Source organism: Bradyrhizobium niftali (genome assembly GCF_004571025.1).
In the GTDB taxonomy this organism is placed as follows: domain Bacteria; phylum Pseudomonadota; class Alphaproteobacteria; order Rhizobiales; family Xanthobacteraceae; genus Bradyrhizobium; species Bradyrhizobium niftali.
Genome location: NZ_SPQT01000040.1, coordinates 29,243 through 44,575, shown reverse-complemented (window position 1 = coordinate 44,575; position 15,333 = coordinate 29,243). Strand labels below are relative to the sequence as shown.

15 protein-coding genes are annotated in these 15,333 nt (G+C 65.3%); 12 read left to right on the top strand and 3 right to left on the bottom strand.

The window, feature by feature from the left end:
- The first annotated feature begins 4 nt into the window (after positions 1 to 4).
- The 9 genes from yidC (at position 5) to dapE (ending at position 9,257) form a co-directional block, all read left to right on the top strand.
- Positions 5 to 1,852, top strand: a complete 1,848-nt coding sequence (gene yidC, locus E4K65_RS41745) for a membrane protein insertase YidC (RefSeq protein ID WP_167771586.1) — start codon at positions 5 to 7, stop codon at positions 1,850 to 1,852.
- A 153-nt stretch (positions 1,853 to 2,005) separates the two neighbouring features.
- Positions 2,006 to 2,659 (top strand): ribosome biogenesis GTP-binding protein YihA/YsxC, encoded by a 654-nt coding sequence (gene yihA / locus E4K65_RS41740; RefSeq protein WP_135179055.1) that lies wholly within the window; start codon positions 2,006 to 2,008, stop codon positions 2,657 to 2,659.
- A complete protein-coding gene (locus E4K65_RS41735) occupies positions 2,659 to 3,024 on the top strand; it encodes a DUF423 domain-containing protein (RefSeq protein ID WP_167771582.1) in 366 nt (121 codons plus the stop codon). The genes yihA and E4K65_RS41735 overlap by 1 nt, the downstream gene beginning before the upstream one ends.
- A gap of 162 nt (positions 3,025 to 3,186) precedes the next feature.
- Positions 3,187 to 4,074: an acetylglutamate kinase gene (gene argB, locus E4K65_RS41730; protein WP_011090823.1), complete on the top strand. Its 888-nt coding sequence runs from the start codon at positions 3,187 to 3,189 to the stop codon at positions 4,072 to 4,074.
- 221 nt (positions 4,075 to 4,295) lie between these two features.
- A complete protein-coding gene (locus tag E4K65_RS41725) occupies positions 4,296 to 5,282 on the top strand; it encodes a DUF1036 domain-containing protein (RefSeq protein ID WP_167771585.1) in 987 nt (328 codons plus the stop codon).
- Positions 5,283 to 5,469: 187 nt separating this feature from the next.
- Positions 5,470 to 6,162: a pyrimidine 5'-nucleotidase gene (locus E4K65_RS41720; protein ID WP_135179052.1), complete on the top strand. Its 693-nt coding sequence runs from the start codon at positions 5,470 to 5,472 to the stop codon at positions 6,160 to 6,162.
- 224 nt (positions 6,163 to 6,386) lie between these two features.
- Entirely contained in the window at positions 6,387 to 7,232 is an 846-nt protein-coding gene (gene dapD, locus E4K65_RS41715; protein WP_135179051.1) for a 2,3,4,5-tetrahydropyridine-2,6-dicarboxylate N-succinyltransferase, read from the top strand.
- Between the two features lie 223 nt (positions 7,233 to 7,455).
- Positions 7,456 to 8,094, top strand: a complete 639-nt coding sequence (locus E4K65_RS41710) for a DUF805 domain-containing protein (RefSeq protein WP_135179050.1) — start codon at positions 7,456 to 7,458, stop codon at positions 8,092 to 8,094.
- Complete coding sequence (dapE, locus tag E4K65_RS41705) at positions 8,091 to 9,257, top strand: succinyl-diaminopimelate desuccinylase (RefSeq protein WP_135179049.1); 1,167 nt, start codon at positions 8,091 to 8,093, stop codon at positions 9,255 to 9,257. Before E4K65_RS41710 ends, dapE begins: the two co-directional genes overlap by 4 nt.
- 206 nt (positions 9,258 to 9,463) lie before the next feature.
- On the opposite strand, the gene truA is transcribed toward dapE, so the two are convergent.
- The 3 genes from truA to def form a co-directional block, all read right to left on the bottom strand.
- Complete coding sequence (truA, locus tag E4K65_RS41700) at positions 9,464 to 10,201, bottom strand: tRNA pseudouridine(38-40) synthase TruA (protein WP_167771581.1); 738 nt, start codon at positions 10,199 to 10,201, stop codon at positions 9,464 to 9,466.
- A gap of 120 nt (positions 10,202 to 10,321) precedes the next feature.
- On the bottom strand, positions 10,322 to 11,257 hold the full coding sequence (gene fmt / locus E4K65_RS41695) for a methionyl-tRNA formyltransferase (protein WP_135179047.1): 936 nt from the start codon (positions 11,255 to 11,257) through the stop codon (positions 10,322 to 10,324).
- Positions 11,258 to 11,390: 133 nt separating this feature from the next.
- Positions 11,391 to 11,915 carry a peptide deformylase gene (def, locus tag E4K65_RS41685; protein WP_135179045.1) on the bottom strand — a complete coding sequence of 175 codons (525 nt, stop codon included), beginning with the start codon at positions 11,913 to 11,915 and terminating at the stop codon, positions 11,391 to 11,393.
- Between the two features lie 171 nt (positions 11,916 to 12,086).
- On the opposite strand from def, the gene E4K65_RS41680 reads away from it, so the two are divergent.
- From E4K65_RS41680 to E4K65_RS41670, 3 genes are all read left to right on the top strand, one after another.
- Positions 12,087 to 13,289, top strand: a complete 1,203-nt coding sequence (locus E4K65_RS41680) for a DNA recombination protein RmuC (RefSeq protein WP_167771580.1) — start codon at positions 12,087 to 12,089, stop codon at positions 13,287 to 13,289.
- A 134-nt stretch (positions 13,290 to 13,423) separates the two neighbouring features.
- Positions 13,424 to 13,726 carry a GIY-YIG nuclease family protein gene (locus tag E4K65_RS41675; protein WP_167771584.1) on the top strand — a complete coding sequence of 101 codons (303 nt, stop codon included), beginning with the start codon at positions 13,424 to 13,426 and terminating at the stop codon, positions 13,724 to 13,726.
- A 170-nt stretch (positions 13,727 to 13,896) separates the two neighbouring features.
- Positions 13,897 to 15,261 (top strand): AmpG family muropeptide MFS transporter, encoded by a 1,365-nt coding sequence (locus E4K65_RS41670; RefSeq protein WP_135179042.1) that lies wholly within the window; start codon positions 13,897 to 13,899, stop codon positions 15,259 to 15,261.
- Positions 15,262 to 15,333 lie beyond the last annotated feature (72 nt).

Below are 15,333 nucleotides of genomic sequence, written 5' to 3'. Positions count from 1 at the left end.
GATGATGACCGACAATCGCAATACCATCCTCGCCGTCATTCTATCGGGCCTCGTGCTGATCGCCTGGCAGTATTTCTACAACGTGCCGGCGATGGAGAAACAGCGCGCCCAGCAGCAGGCGCAGGCCGAGCTTCAGAAGACCACGCCGCAGCCGACGGCCTCCGCAACGCCGGGCGCCACGCCGCAATCCGGCGGCGCCGCGCAGCCGTCGACGCCGGCAGCGAACCAGCAGGCACAGCCGGTCGTCGCCCGCGACACCGCGATGGCGGCCAGCCCGCGCGTGAAGATCGACACGCCGCGGATCGCCGGCAGCATCTCGTTGAAGGGCGGCCGCATCGACGATATCGCGCTGGTGCAGTATCGCGAGACGGTCGATCCGAAGTCGCCGCCGATCATCCTGTATTCGCCCTCGGGCACCGCGGAGCCCTATTACGCCGAGTTCGGCTGGGTGCCCGCAACGGGCGTGACGGCCAAGCTGCCGGACGCGCAGACCGTCTGGCAGCAGGACGGCAGCGGCAGCCTGACGCCGACGACGCCGGCGGTGCTGAAATGGGACAACGGCGAGGGCCTCACCTTCCGCCGCACCATCTCGGTCGACGACCACTATCTCTTCACCATCAAGGACGAGGTGAGCAATGTCGGCAACGCGCCGGTGACGCTCTATCCGTTCGCGCTGATCTCGCGCCACGGCACCCCGCAGGTCTCCGGCTACTACATCCTGCATGAAGGCCTGATCGGCTATCTCGATGGCCTGCAGGAATACGCCTACAAGAAGATCGACGAAGCCAAGTCGGTGAACTTCAAGGCCACCAATGGCTGGCTCGGCATGACCGACAAGTACTGGGCCTCGGCGCTGCTGCCGGACACCAGCGCCCAGCTTCAGGCGCGTTTCTCGTCGAACCCGAGCGGCAACGTCCACACCTACCAGACCGACTATCTGCTCGATCCCGTCACCGTCGCGATCGGCGGCAGTGCGACGGCGAACGCGCGGCTGTTTGCCGGCGCCAAGGAAGCCGGCGTCGTCGGCATCAACTTCCCGCTCGCCGGCCACGGCGGCTACAACAAGGAACTCAGCCTCAACCATTTCGACCTGTTGATCGACTGGGGCTGGTTCTATTTCATCACCAAGCCGATGTTCCTCGGCCTCGACTTCTTCTACCGCTTCTTCGGCAATTTCGGCATCTCGATCCTGCTCGTGACCGTGATCGTGAAGCTGTTGTTCTTCCCGCTGGCGAACAAGTCCTATGCCTCGATGGCGAAGATGAAGTCGATCCAGCCGCAGCTTCAGGCGCTGAAAGAGCGCTACCCCGATGACAAGGTGAAGCAGCAGCAGGAGATGATGGAGATCTACCGCAAGGAGAAGATCAATCCGGTCGCCGGCTGTCTTCCCGTCGTGATCCAGATCCCGGTGTTCTTCTCGCTCTACAAGGTGCTGTTCGTCACCATCGAGATGCGGCATGCGCCGTTCTACGGCTGGATCAAGGACCTCTCCGCGCCGGACCCGACCAATCTGTTCAACCTGTTCGGGCTGATCCCGCTCGATCCGACCACGATTCCCGTCTTCGGCCACTACCTCGCGCTCGGCATCTGGCCGATCATCATGGGCATCACGATGTGGTTCCAGATGAAGCTGAACCCGACGCCGCCGGATCCGACCCAGCAGCTGATCTTCAACTGGATGCCGCTGATCTTCACCTTCATGCTGGCGGGCTTCCCGGCGGGCCTCGTGATCTACTGGGCCTGGAACAACACGCTCTCGGTGCTCCAGCAGAGCTTCATCATGCGCCGCAATGGCGTGAAGGTGGAGCTGTTCGACAATCTCAAGGCAACGTTCGCGAAGAAGGCGACGTAGCCGTCCGGCAAGTGCCCCAGTCATGCGGGCACAATGCTTCCAAGTCGTCATGCCCGGGCTTGTCCCGGGCATCCACGTTTTGGGAGCGTGCTCCGTGGCTAGACGTGGATGGCCGGGACAAGCCCGGCCATGACGAGAGGATAGACCGCTCGCATGAACGACAAGACCGACGAGCGACTGATCGAGGCCGGGCGAAAGCTGTTCGCGCGCGACTGGCAGTTCATCTGGGCCTCGCCCTCGATCCAGACGCTGCCGCCGATGGACGGGCTGGAGATCGCCTTTGCCGGCCGCTCCAATGTCGGCAAGTCGAGCCTGATCAACGCGCTCACCGGCCGCAACGCGCTGGCGCGCACCTCGCATACGCCGGGCCGCACGCAAGAGCTGATCTTCTTCGAGGTCCCCGGGAAAACCGACCTGCGCCTCGTCGACATGCCCGGCTATGGCTATGCCAAGGCGCCGAAGAGCCAGGTCGCGTCCTGGACCGAGCTCATTCACAAATTCCTGCTGGGCCGCGCCAGCCTCGCGCGCGTCTATGTGCTGATCGACGCGCGGCACGGGCTGAAGGACGTCGATCTCGAGATCCTCGGGACGCTCGACCGCTCCGCCGTGAGCTACCAGATCGTGCTGACCAAGGCCGACCAGGTGAAGCCCTCCGAGCTTGCCTCGCGTATTGCCGAGACCGAGGCCGCGCTCGCCAAGCATCCGGCCGCGTTCCCGAACGTGCTCGCGACCTCGTCGCGGAGCGCGACGGGCATGGCCGAGCTGCGCGCCGCGATGGCGAAGCTGCTGGAAGAGCGGAGCACGTGATGGCCGCGCACCGCCTGTTGATCGGGCTTGCCGGTTTGATGGGCGCCGCCGGCGTCGCGCTGGCCGCCGCCTCCGCCCATGGCGGCGACGCCAGCCGGCTTGCCTCGGCGAGCGCCATGCTGCTGTTTCATGCAACTGCCATACTCGCGGTGATCGGATTGCTCGCGCGCGGCCTTCTGCACGGCGGAATTGGCTTCATCGCCGCGGCCGGCTTCGCAAGCGGCGCCGCGCTGTTCGCCGGCGATCTCACCTTGCGGCAATATGCCGGGCACTCGCTGTTTCCCTATGCGGCCCCGACCGGCGGAACGGTGATGATCTTGAGCTGGCTGGCGGTGACGCTGGCGGCGGTGGTGGCCAAGCGCTGACCCGTAGCCCGGATGGAGCGCAGCGTAATCCGGGGCCTGCGTCTGCGGCACGAACCCGGATTACGCTTCGCTCCATCCGGGCTACATGTCAGGCATACTTTGCGCTGACCCCGCCAATCGGATAGAACGCGGCCCGACAGTCCCGCCAGCGAGATCCGCCTCATGACCGACATCTCCCCGCTCGACCAGGCCCGCATCCTGTCCGAAGCGCTGCCGCACATGCAGCAGTATGACGAGGAAACCATCGTCATCAAATATGGCGGCCATGCCATGGGCGACGAGGAGACGGCGAAGAACTTTGCCCGCGACATCGTGCTGCTGGAGCAGACCGCGATCAACCCGGTGGTCGTGCATGGCGGCGGGCCGCAGATCGCGACCATGCTCAAGCGCCTCGGCATCCAGTCGGAGTTCGCAGCAGGCCTGCGCATCACCGATGCCGCGACCATCGAGATCGTCGAGATGGTGCTGGCCGGCTCCGTCAACAAGCAGATCGTCGGCTACATCAACGAAGCCGGCGGCAAGGCCGTGGGACTATCGGGCAAGGACGCCAACATGGTGAAGGCGTCGAAGACGACGCGCACCATCGTCGATCCGGGCTCGAACATCGAGAAGGCGATTGATCTCGGCTTCGTCGGCGACCCCGAGAAGGTTGACCTCACGCTGCTCAACCAGCTGATCGGCTACGAGCTGATCCCGGTGCTGGCGCCGCTCGCGACCTCCAAGGAAGGCCAGACGCTGAACGTCAACGCCGACACCTTTGCCGGTGCGGTCGCCGGCGCGCTGAAGGCAAAGCGCCTGCTGCTGCTCACCGACGTGCCCGGCGTGCTCGACAAGTCGAAGAAGCTGATTCCGCAGCTTTCGGTGAAGGACGCGCGAAAACTGATCGCCGACGGCACCATTTCCGGCGGCATGATTCCGAAGGTCGAGACCTGCATCTACGCGCTCGAACAGGGCGTGGAGGGCGTCGTCATCATCGACGGCAAGATGCAGCACGCGGTGCTGCTCGAGCTGTTCACCAACCAGGGCACGGGGACGCTGATCCACAAGTGACGGGCGAACGCGAGCAGCGGAAGAAGGTCGTCATGCCCGGGCAAGAGCGCGAAGCGCGTCTTCGCTCAAATGACCCGGGCATCCACGGCTCTCGCCTCGCAGAGTCATTCCGGGGCGCCCGCAGGGCGAACCCGGAATCTCGAGATTCCGGGTTCGATGCTTCGCATCGCCCCGGAATGACAGGGGCGAGACCGCGCCGCTCCCCCCTCACCCGCTTCCTGATGACGCTGCCTGCCGCGGCCGTCTCGTTCCTGTTCTCCTCGGCCCCTGCCTTCGCCGACCTCAAGATCTGCAACCGCATGTCCTATGTCGTCGAGGCCGCGATCGGCATCGACGACAAGGCGGCGACCGCGACGCGCGGCTGGTTCAGGATCGATCCCGCCACCTGCCGCGTGGTGGTGCAGGGCACGCTGACCGCCGACCGTATCCTGCTCAATGCCCGCGCGCTCGGCGTCTATGGCGCCTCGCCGATCCCGCAGAACGGCAGCGACATGCTGTGCGTCGCCCAGGATAATTTCGTCATCGCGGCTGCACGGCAATGCCGCAGCGGCCAGACCCAGGCCGCCTTCACGCAAGTGACACCGACGCAAGGCGACGACGGCAATCTGGTGACGTATCTCGCCGAGGATTCCGAATATGACGACGAGCAGGCGCGCCTCGCCGGCATCCAGCGGCTGCTGGTGATCATCGGTTATGACGTCGGCGCCATCGACGGTGTCGACGGACCGAAGACGCAGGGCGCGCTGGCTGCGTTCCTGAAGAGCCGCGGGCTTTCGTCCGACGCCGTGTCGTCGCCGAATTTCTTCAAGACCATGGTCGATGCGACGCAGACGCCGTCGCCGAGCGGTCTGACCTGGTGCAACGACACCCCGCACAAGGTGATGGCGGCGATCGCCACCGACGACGGCAAGTCGGTGACGAGCCGCGGCTGGTACCGCATCGACCCCGGCAAATGCCTGCACCCCGACGTGAGCGGCCAGCCGAAGCAGACCTTCAGCTTCGCGGAAGCCGTCGATGCCGACAACCGCGCCATCAAGCTGAAGGACAAGCCGCTGAACTGGGGCGGCGAGAAGCAGCTCTGCACGCGCGAGACCAAGTTCGAGACCGTTGAGCAGACCGATTGCGGCGCGCGCGGGTTTGCAGCGATGGGTTTTGGCGTGGTCGACATGTCGAGCGGCGGCAGGACGCTGCGGTTTGCGATGCCGTGAGTATGACGACGCCACAAACACCGGTGTCGTCCCGGCGAAGGCCGGGACCCATAACCACAAGAGCAAGTTGTCGCGCGAAGCTGCCAACTCCGAGTCTAACCACTCCCTGGGGGTATGGGTCCCGGCCTTCGCCGGGACGACAGCGGATAATGGGCGGCGTTTGCCGTGTAGCAGATAGAGAATTGAGATGAACCCACCCCGCACCTTCACCCATGTCGATACCTGGGTATTCGACCTCGACAACACGCTGTATCCGCATCACGTCAATCTGTGGCAGCAGGTCGATGCGCGGATCGGGGAGTTCGTCTGCAACTGGCTGAACGTCGGGCCAGAGGAAGCGCGCAATATCCAGAAGGACTATTACCGGCGCTTCGGCACCACCATGCGCGGCATGATGACCCTGCATGGCGTGCACGCCGACGACTATCTCGCCTACGTCCACAAGATCGACCACTCGCCGCTGGAGCCGAATCCGGCGCTCGGCGCGGCCATCGCAAAACTGCCGGGACGCAAGCTGATCCTGACCAACGGCTCGGTCGACCATGTCGAGGCGGTGCTGGCGCGGCTCGGCCTCGCCACCCATTTCGACGGCGTGTTCGACATCATTGCCGCCGGCTTCGAGCCCAAGCCGGCGGCGCAGACCTACCGGAAATTCCTCGGCGATCATGCCGTCGATCCGACCCGGGCCGCCATGTTCGAGGACCTCGCCCGCAACCTCACCGTTCCCCACGAGCTCGGCATGACCACGGTGCTGGTGGTGCCCGACGGCACCAAGGAAGTGGTGCGCGAGGACTGGGAACTGGAAGGCCGCGATGCCGCCCATGTGGACCATGTCACGGACGATCTGGCGGGGTTTTTGGCGGGGCTGTCGCCGAAATAACCGCTGTCGTCCCGGCGAAAGTCCGTAGCCCGGATGGAGCGCAGCGTAATCCGGGGCCTCTCGCCGCGGAGCGACCGTCCCGGCTTGCGCTGCGCTCCATCCGGGCTACGGGACTCATGCCCGCTTGTCCGGGACGACGGATGAGTATGCCTTGACTCCGCCCCGCCAAATCCCGAAAAAGCGCTCCAATCCATCAAAATTCCCATTCCCTAGAGGAAATCCCGATGTCCCTGTCCGCCCTCGAATCCACCATCAACAGCGCCTTCGACGCGCGTGACGGCATCTCGACCTCGACCAAGGGCGAGGTGCGCGAGGCCGTGGACCAGGTGCTGGAGACTCTGGACAAGGGCGAGGCGCGCGTTGCCGAGCGCGGGGCCGACGGCAAGTGGAAGGTCAATCAGTGGCTGAAGAAGGCCGTGCTGCTGTCCTTCCGCCTCAACGACATGGGCGTCATTCCCGGCGGTCCCGGCAAGGCGACCTGGTGGGACAAGGTGCCCTCGAAGTTCGAAGGCTGGGGCGAGAACCGTTTTCGCGATGCCGGTTTTCGCGCGGTGCCCGGCGCGGTGGTGCGCCGCTCGGCCTTCATCGCCAAGAACGTCGTGCTGATGCCATCCTTCGTCAATCTCGGCGCTTATGTCGATGAGAGCACCATGGTCGATACCTGGGCCACCGTCGGCTCCTGCGCGCAGATCGGCAAGCGCGTGCACATCTCGGGCGGCGCCGGAATCGGCGGCGTGCTCGAGCCGCTCCAGGCCGAGCCCGTGATCATCGAGGACGATTGCTTCATCGGCGCGCGCTCCGAGGTCGCCGAAGGCGTGATCGTGCGCAAGGGCGCGGTGCTGGCCATGGGCGTGTTCCTGGGCGCCTCGACCAAGATCGTCGACCGCGAGACCGGCGAGGTCTTCATCGGCGAAGTGCCCGAATATTCGGTGGTGGTGCCCGGCGCGCTGCCCGGCAAGCCCATGAAGAACGGCCATATCGGCCCGAGCACCGCCTGCGCCGTGATCGTCAAGCGCGTCGACGAGCGCACGCGGTCCAAGACCAGCATCAACGAGCTGCTGCGGGATTAAGTTCGGCTACGCTGCCTATCCATCGTCGTCCCGGCGAAGGCCGGGACCCATGCTCCCAGGGAGTGGTTTGGCGAAGACTCCGAGTTAGTAGCTTCACAACCAACTGCGTTTTGTGGTTATGGGTCCCGGCCTTCGCCGGGACGACGCCGGAGGGCCAATCGAACCCACCCTCCTTCCATCGCGACCAATCACCAGGCGGCCACTACCGCCTGGAACCTTCGCCATGGACTGGACCTGGTACCTCTTCCGCTTCGACGGCCGCATCAACCGCGCTCTGCTGTGGCAGGCGCTGCTCATTGTCGCGCTGCTGGCGGCCCTGCTCGGCGTGATCGGTCAGGTGATCCATCTCATCGACGCCGAGGGGGCATTGAAGTTATCGCTGAAGCTCGATTTCGACTTCGGCCTCGACGACCTCTTCAAGCTGGTCGATCCCCGGGCCTATCGCCCGCTTTCGTCCCTTGATCGCACGAACCTGATCCTGAAGGCGTTCGGCTTGTCGCTGTTCCTCTGGATCTATCTCGCGACGGCGATCAAGCGGCTGCATGATCGCGACAGGCGCGGCTGGTGGCTCGTTCTGTTCTTCTTCCTGCCCGGCCTATACAGCCAGTTCTCGGACCTGCTGCCGAACTCCTACTGGATGCTTCCGTTCTGGCTGGTCGCGTCCATCCTGTGGCTGTGGGGATTTGTCGAGATGTTCATTATGCCCGGCAGCGTCGGCAATAGCAGGTTCGGTCCTGATCCATTGGCCAAGACCGAGGACGGCCCTTCCCCTGCGAAAAGCTGGGACCAGCAGAGCGAGATCGAATTTGTCCCGCCCAGCGCTAGCCCACCCGGCGGCATGCATGTTAAGCGGGGCGCATGACCGATGCTCTCTCGATTGCCCGCGATCTCATCCGCTGCCCCTCGGTAACCCCGGCCGATGCCGGCGCGCTCGGGGTGCTTGAAAACGCGCTCAACGCAGCCGGCTTCACCTGCCACCGCGTGACGTTCAGCGAGCCCGGCACTGCCGACGTCGACAATCTCTATGCGCGGATCGGCAGCGAAGGCCCGCACATCACCTTCGCCGGCCACACCGACGTGGTGCCGCCGGGCGACGAGAGCGCCTGGAGCGTCGGCGCGTTCTCCGGCGAGGTGAAGGACGGCTTCCTGCACGGCCGTGGCGCGGTCGACATGAAGGGCGGCATCGCCTGCTCGGTCGCCGCGGTGCTGGAACATCTCGCCGCCAATGGCGGCAAGCCGCGCGCCGACGGCACGGGTTCGATCTCGTTCCTGATCACCGGCGACGAGGAAGACGTCTCCATCAACGGCACCATCAAGCTCCTGAAATGGGCCGCCGAGCGCGGCGAAAAATTCGATCATTGCGTGCTGGGCGAGCCCTCCAATGTCGAGACGCTCGGCGACACCATCAAGGTCGGCCGCCGCGGCTCGCAATCCGGCACGCTGTATGTCGACGGCGTGCAGGGCCATGTCGCCTATCCGCACCGCGCCTCCAATCCCGTGCCGGACATTTCGCGGTTGATCGTGGCGATCTCCGACGAGCCGCTCGATCATGGCAGCGCGCAGTTCCAGGCGTCCAATCTCGAGTTCACCTCGGTCGACGTCGGCAACAAGGCCAACAACGTCATCCCCGGCGAGGCCCGCGCAAAATTCAACATCCGCTACAACGACAACCACACCCAGGCATCCTTGCGCGAGCTGGTCGAGACGCGGCTGACAAAGGCCTGCGGCAACCGCATCCGCGCCCGCATCATCTGGGAGCCGTCGAACTCGAACGTGTTCGTCACCAAGCCCGGTCCGTTCACCGATCTCGCGGTGTCGGCGATCGAGGAGGTGACGGGCCGCAAGCCGGAGCTGTCGACCTCAGGCGGCACCTCGGACGCACGCTTCATCTCCAGCTATTGCCCCGTGATCGAGTTCGGCCTGGTCGGCCAGACCATGCACCAGGTCAACGAGCGTGTGCCGGTGGTGGACCTGGAGAAGCTGACGAAGGTGTATCGGGGGATTTTGGCGCGGTATTTTGGGTAGCTCCAACTATCGCCAAGTCCTCCGCTGTCATCGCCCGCGAAGGCGGGCGATCCAGTATTCCAGAGACAGCAGTGATTGAGCCGAGAGGCTGCGGCGTACTGGATGCCCCGCCGGAGCCTGTCATCGGGCTCGCCGAAGGCGAGACCCGGTGGCGGGGCATGACACCGATGATGGGGCGAGAGAATGCGCTCTCTGTGCCTCCCGCCCTAATAATCCACCTTCACCAGATACAGCCCGTCCGGCGGCGCGACGATGCCGCACGCCGCGCGGTTGCGGGCTTCCAGCGCTGCGGACAAATCGTCCGCGGTCCAGCGTCCCTCGCCGACCCAGACCAGCGATCCGACCATCGAGCGCACCTGGCTGTGCAGGAACGAGCGCGCCGAGGTGACAATGGTGATCTCGCGGCCGTCGCGCATCACGTCGAGCTGGTCGAGCGTCTTCTCCGGCGATTTGGCCTGGCACTCGGTGTCGCGGAAGGTCGTGAAATCGTGCTTGCCGAGCAGGCGTTGCGCGGCCGCATGCATCGCCTCGGCATCGAGCCGGCGTGGGACGCGCCAGGCGTGGCCGACGTCGAGCGCGAGGTTGGCGCGGGTGTTGACGATGCGGTAGCGATAGTGGCGCTTTACGGCGGAGAAGCGCGCCTCGAAGGTATCTGGCACGATCTCGGCCTCGAGCACCGCAATCGGATGCGGGCGCAGATGCGCATTGAGACCGTCGCGAAAACGGCCCGGCGGAAACTGCTTCTCGATGTCGACATGAGCGACCTGGCCGCGCGCATGCACGCCGGCATCGGTGCGGCCGGCGCCATGCACCCGCAGATCCGCGCCGGTCATCGCCTTCACCGCCGCTTCCAATGCGCCCTGCACCGACGGCAGCGTGTCCTGCACCTGCCAGCCGAAGAACGGCGCGCCGTCATATTCGATGGTGAGCTTGTAGCGGGGCATCGTTTCCAATTCTGCCGTCATCGCCCGGCTTGACCGGGCGATCCAGTACGCCGCGGCCCCTCCGTTCAACCGAGAAGCCTCGGCGTACTGGATACCCCGCCTTCGCGGGGTATGACAGTGTCAGGTGAATTTCGCGCCCGCCTTCATCGGCACACCGCGCAGGAAGTCGACCGCCTGCATCCGCGCCTTGCCTTCGCGCTGGAGCTCGACGATGCGGATCGCGCCCTCGCCGCAGGCGATGGTGAGCTGGTCGTCGAGCACCTCGCCCGGCGCGCCCGAGCCCTTGGCGAGCTCGCAGCGCAGGATTTTCACGCGTGCGTTCTCACTGACGCCTGCGAGCTCGGCCCAGGCGCCGGGGAACGGCGCCAGGCCGTGGATGTGGCGCAGCACGGCGCGCGCGGGCTTGCTCCAGTCGATGCGCGCCTCGGCCTTGTCGATCTTGGCCGCATAGGTGACGCCGTCCTCGCTCTGCTTCTTGAGCTGGAGCCCGCCGCGGCCGAGCGCCGCCATGGCCCGCACCATCAGGTCGGCGCCGAGCCGGGACAGGCGATCGTGCAGGTCGGCCGCGGTCATGTTGTCGGTGATCGCGAGGCGCTCGGCCATGGCGACGTCGCCGGTGTCGAGGCCGACGTCCATCTTCATCACCATGACGCCGCTCTCGGCATCATCAGCCATGATCGCGCGGTTGATCGGCGCGGCACCGCGCCAGCGCGGCAGCAGCGAAGCGTGCAGATTGTAGCAGCCGAGCTTTGGCGCATCGAGAATGGCCTGCGGCAGAATCATGCCGTAGGCGACGACCACGGCGGCGTCGGCGTCAAAGGCGCGAAACTGCTCCAGCGCTTCCTCTGTCTTCAGCGACTTCGGCGTCAGCACGGGCACGCCGAGTTTTCGCGCGGCTTCCTCCACCGGCGTCGGCTGCAATTGCAGGCCGCGCCGCCCGCCCGGCTTCGGCGCGCGCGTATAGACAGCCACGATCTCATGGCCATGGGCGACGAGCTCGAGCAGCGTCGGCACGGAGAAATCGGGCGTGCCCATGAAGATGAGGCGAAGGGGCATGTGACTGCGTTCGGTGAGAGTTCTGGTTCTCCGTCATGCCCGGGCTTGACCCGGGCATCCACGGTCTTCGCGACAAAGCAAGCAAGGCGTGGATGGCCGGGTCAAGCCCGGCCATGACGACAGAGAGAGAACCTTACTCCGCGCGCTTGGCGGCTTTCTCGAACTTCTTGATCACGCGGTCGCGCTTGAGCTTCGACAGATAGTCGACGAACAAGACGCCGTTGAGATGGTCGATCTCGTGCTGGATGCAGGTGGCGTAGAGGCCTTCGGCGTCCTCCTCGTGCATCTTGCCGTCGAGATCGGTGAAGCGCACGCGCACCTTCGCGGGACGTTCGACCTCCTCGTAATATTCGGGGATCGACAGGCAGCCTTCCTCGTAGACCGACAGCTCCTCGGACGAGGCGATGACTTCCGGATTGATGAAGACGCGCGGCTCCGGCTTGGTCTCGCCGTTCTCGTCGCGCTTGGCGAGGTCCATGGTGATCAGCCGCAACGGCTGCGCGATCTGGATCGCCGCGAGGCCAATGCCGGGCGCGTCGTACATGGTCTCGAACATGTCGTCGGCAAGCTTGCGGATCTCCGTCGTGACCTTCTCGATCGGCTTGGAGACCAGACGCAGCTGCTTGTCGGGCAGGATGATGATTTCTCTGAGGGCCATGGCGGCGATTTAAGCCGGGCGCCGGACGCGGTCAATGCGGCCAGGAACCCTGTTAACCCTCCGCTAACCATAAAGCTTCAGGTTTCGTTAACCATAAAAATTAACGGGGCATTTACCATAAATGTTCGCTATTCGTTCGTGGAGACGGCCGAATCGGCTAGAAGGGCAGGCATGAACGAGATCATTTTCGTGGCCGGCGACTGGCCGGTGCGCACGATCGACGCGCTGATCGGCTTCGGCGTCCTGGTCCTCATCCTGCTGGTTGTGATCGCCGTGGTGATTGCCCGCTCGGGGCGGCGCGGGGCGGAACTCGCGATGGCCAATGCGATCCGCGCCGACGAGCTCGAGGAGCGCATCAGCCAGATGCTGCATGCCCAGAGCGAGTCCGCGGGCCGGGTCGACGCCATGACCCAGGCGCTGGCCGGCCGCCAGGCCGAGATGGCTCGCGCGGTCAATGAACGGCTGGATTCGGTCACCCATCGCGTCGGCCAGTCGATGGAGCACTCGACCCGCAACACCATGGAGAGCCTGCACGCCCTGCACGAGCGGCTCGGCATCATCGACAACGCGCACAAGAACCTCACCGACCTCACCACGCAGGTGACGACCTTGCGCGACGTGCTCGCCAACAAGCAGTCGCGCGGCGCCTTCGGCCAGGCGCGGATGGAGGCGATCGTCCAGGACGGCTTGCCGAAGGGCGCCTACGAGTTCCAGTTCACGCTTTCGACCGGAAAGCGGCCGGACTGCGTCGTGTTCCTGCCCGACCAGCGCCCGCTCTGCATCGACGCGAAGTTTCCGCTCGAAGCGATGACCGCGCTGCACGACGCCCGTACCGACGAGGAGAAGCGCATCGCCACGCAGCGGCTGCGCGGCGACGTGATGAAGCATGTCAGCGACATCGCGGAAAAATATCTCGTCACCGGCGAGACCCAGGAGATGGCGCTGATGTTCGTGCCGTCGGAATCGGTCTATGCCGAGATCCATGACGGCTTCGACGACGTGATCCAGAAGGCCTACCGCGCGCGAGTCGTGCTGGTGTCGCCCTCGCTCCTGATGCTGGCGATCCAGGTGATGCAGCAGATCATGAAGGACGCGCGCATGCGCGATGCGGCCGACCAGATCCGCACCGAGGTCATCAAGCTCGGCGACGATCTCGGCCGCCTGCGCGACCGCGTGCTGAAGCTGCAGAAGCACTTTGCCGACGCGAACGAGGACGTCCGCCAGGTGCTGATCTCCGCCGACAAGATCGAGAAGCGCGCCGGACGGATCGAGGAGCTCGATTTCAGCAAGGCCGATGCGCCGGCGGAGGGCCCGCACCTGGTGGCAACCGGCGCGCCCGAACTGTTCCCGAGGAAGCTCCAGGCGGGGGAGTGAGTTTAAGGCACACTGTCATGCCCCGCGAAGGCGGGGCATCCAGTACGCCGCGGCAGTCGTTATTGATCCGGAACGCCGCGGAGTACTGGATCGTCCGCCTTCGCGGACGATGACGGCGGAGGGAAATGCGGCAGATGGGCGCACGCTGCTACTACGTGTACATCGTCGCCAGCAAGATTGGGGGCACGCTGTATATCGGCGTTACGAATGACCTCATCCGCCGCGTAGCCGAGCACAAATTGCAGTTGGTCGAGAGCTTCACGAGGGAATACGGCGTGGTGAAGCTAGTCTATTTCGAGCAATTCGATGACCCCGAGAATGCGATCAAACGGGAGAAGCGGCTCAAGAAGTGGAACAGGGCCTGGAAGGCCCGCTTGATCGAGCAGCACAACCCGAATTGGGATGATCTCTATCCCGGGATAGCCGGACCATCATGACACTGTCGACGCTGTCATACCCCGCGAAGGCGGGGTATCCAGTACGCTGCGGCGGGTGTGATTGAACCGAGACGCTGGTGGTTACTGGATCGTCCGCCTTCGCGGACGATGACAGCGGAGAGGGCGACGACAGCTCCCTTGTGGCCCCCAGAATCTGCTAACACCTCCCCATGACCGCACCCGACGCGACCTCCCCCGCCGCGACTTCCGCCCCGGCCGCCTCCTGGCGTGACAGCCTTGCCGTGTACCTGCAACCGCGGGTGCTGATCGTGCTGTTCCTCGGCTTCTCGTCCGGGCTGCCGCTGGCGCTGTCGGGCTCGACGCTGCTGGTGTGGATGCGCGAGGCCGGGGTCGATCTCGGAACCATCGGGCTGTTTGCGCTGGTCGGCACGCCCTACACGCTGAAATTCCTGTGGGCGCCGCTGGTGGATGCGCTGCACGTGCCGCTGTTCACGCACGCGTTCGGACGGCGGCGCGGCTGGCTGCTGTTCTCGCAGCTGCTGCTGATCGTCGCCATCCTGCTGCTGGCGCTGACCGATCCCGCACGCTCACCGTTCTACGTCGCGCTCGGCGCGCTGCTGGTGGCGACGACGTCCTCGACGCAGGACATCGTGGTCGACGCCTTCCGCGTCGAGAGCCTGCCGGAGAGCGAGCAGGCCGCCGGCATGGCGTCCTATGTCGCGGCCTATCGCATCGGCATGCTGGTCTCGACCGCGGGCGCGCTGTTCATCGTCTCCGGGTTCGAGAGCACCGGCATTTCGCGCACATCGGCCTGGATGTGGAGCTATGTGGTGATGGCGGCGATGGTGCTGATCGGCACGATCACCGCGCTGGCCGCGACCGAGCCCGAGCAGTCGGTGCGGGCGAAAGCCGCGACGCAGGCCGAGACGGCGTTCGCGCGCGTGCTGCACGCGGCGATCGGCGCCTTCTCGGAATTCCTGGCGCGCAAGGACGCGCTCGCTGCGCTTGCCTTCGTCGTGCTGTTCAAGTTCACCGACGCCTTCTCCGGCACCATGACGGCGCCGTTCGTGATCGACCTCGGCTTCTCCCGCAACGACTATGCGGCGATCGTGAAGGGCGTCGGCCTCGCCGCCACGCTGATCGGCGGCTTTGCCGGCGGCTTCGTCGCGCGGCGCTATTCACTGGCGACGAGCTTGTGGATCGGCGGCGTGGTGCAGGCGCTCGCCAACCTGTCGTTCTCCTGGCTGGCCTTCGTCGGCACCAGCCAATGGGCGCTCGCCTTCGCCATCACCTGCGAAAACTTCACCAGCGCCATCGGCACCGTGATCTTCGTCGCCTATCTCTCCGCGCTGTGCCAGAACCCGCTGCACACGGCGACCCAATACGCGCTGCTGACCGCGCTCGCCGCGGTGGGACGGACCTATCTCTCGTCGGTGGCGGGCTATGTCGCCAAGGCCACCGGCTGGCCGCTGTTCTTCGTGATCTGCGTGCTGGTGGCGATCCCGAGCCTGGTCCTGCTGACATGGCTGCAGAAGCGCGGGCATTTCGAAGAGCTGGGGCCGGTGCGGGTGTGACGCTCTCGTAGGGCGGGTTAGCGCAGCGTAACCCACCATTTCTGTCACCGCGGAGATAAACAGTGGTGGGTT